Origin of the sequence: Streptomyces rubellomurinus (assembly GCF_000961885.1) — a bacterium.
Classification (GTDB): domain Bacteria; phylum Actinomycetota; class Actinomycetes; order Streptomycetales; family Streptomycetaceae; genus Kitasatospora; species Kitasatospora rubellomurina.
The window spans coordinates 1-1,164 of the sequence record NZ_JZKH01000245.1 but is presented as its reverse complement, the minus strand read 5'-3'; the positions used below and the strand labels follow the sequence as shown (position 1 = coordinate 1,164).

Below are 1,164 nucleotides of genomic sequence, written 5' to 3'. Positions count from 1 at the left end.
CGCGCTCGGGCTGGAGGGCCCGGCGGTGAGCATCGACACGGCGTGCTCGTCCTCGCTGGTCGCCCTGCACCTGGCGGCCAACGCGCTGCGCGGCGGCGAATGCGACCTGGCGCTCGCGGGCGGCGTGACCGTCATGGCGACGCCGCACGTGTTCGTGGAGTTCGCCCGGCAGCGCGGCCTGGCGGCGGACGGCCGGTGCAAGCCCTTCGCGGCGGGCGCGGACGGCACGGGCTGGGGCGAGGGCGTGGGCCTGCTGGTGGTGGAGCGGCTGTCGGACGCGGTGCGGCACGGGCATCGGGTGTTGGCGGTGGTGCGGGGGTCGGCGGTCAATCAGGACGGTGCGAGCAATGGGTTGACGGCGCCGAACGGTCCGTCGCAGGAGCGGGTGATCCGGGCGGCGTTGGCGAGCGGGGGGCTGTCGGCGTCGGACGTGGACGTGGTGGAGGCGCACGGGACGGGGACGGCGCTGGGGGACCCGATCGAGGCGCAGGCGCTGCTGGCGACGTACGGGCGTGAGCGGGCGGGTGCGGGTGCGCCGTTGTGGCTGGGGTCGGTGAAGTCCAACATCGGGCACACCCAGGCGGCGGCGGGCGTGGCCGGGGTGATCAAGATGGTGATGGCGCTGCGACACGGCCGGATGCCGAAGTCGCTGCACCTGGACAGCCCTTCACCGCACGTGGACTGGTCGGTCGGCGGGGTCGAGCTGCTGGCGGAGTCGGTGGACTGGCCGGACGCGGGCCGACCGCGCCGGGCCGGGGTGTCCTCGTTCGGGATCAGCGGGACCAACGCGCACGTGATCCTGGAGGAGGGGCCGGCGGCGGTCGTCTCGGAAGCGGTGAGCCCGGGCGGGGTGGTGGTGCCGTGGGCGCTGTCGGCGGGGTCGGGTGCGGCGTTGCGGGCGCAGGCGGAGCGGCTGCGGGCCTGGCTGGCCGACCGGCCGGACGTCGATCCGGTGGCGGTGGCGCGGACGCTCGCGTCGGGGCGCGCGGCACTGGAGCACCGGGCGGTGGTCGCCGGTCGGACGGTGGCGGAACTCACCGAGCGGCTGGGTGCGGTGGCCGAGGGGGAGTCGGTTCCGGCTTCCGGTTCGGGTGCGGTGTTCGTGTTCCCGGGGCAGGGGTCGCAGTGGGCGGGCATGGCCGTCGAACTCCTCGCCGCCAGCCC

At 75.9% G+C, this 1,164-nt stretch carries 1 protein-coding gene; it reads left to right on the top strand.

What is annotated here, in order from left to right:
• A partial coding sequence (locus VM95_RS37580) for a beta-ketoacyl synthase N-terminal-like domain-containing protein (protein WP_045705946.1) occupies positions 1-1,164 on the top strand: 1,164 nt, incomplete at both ends.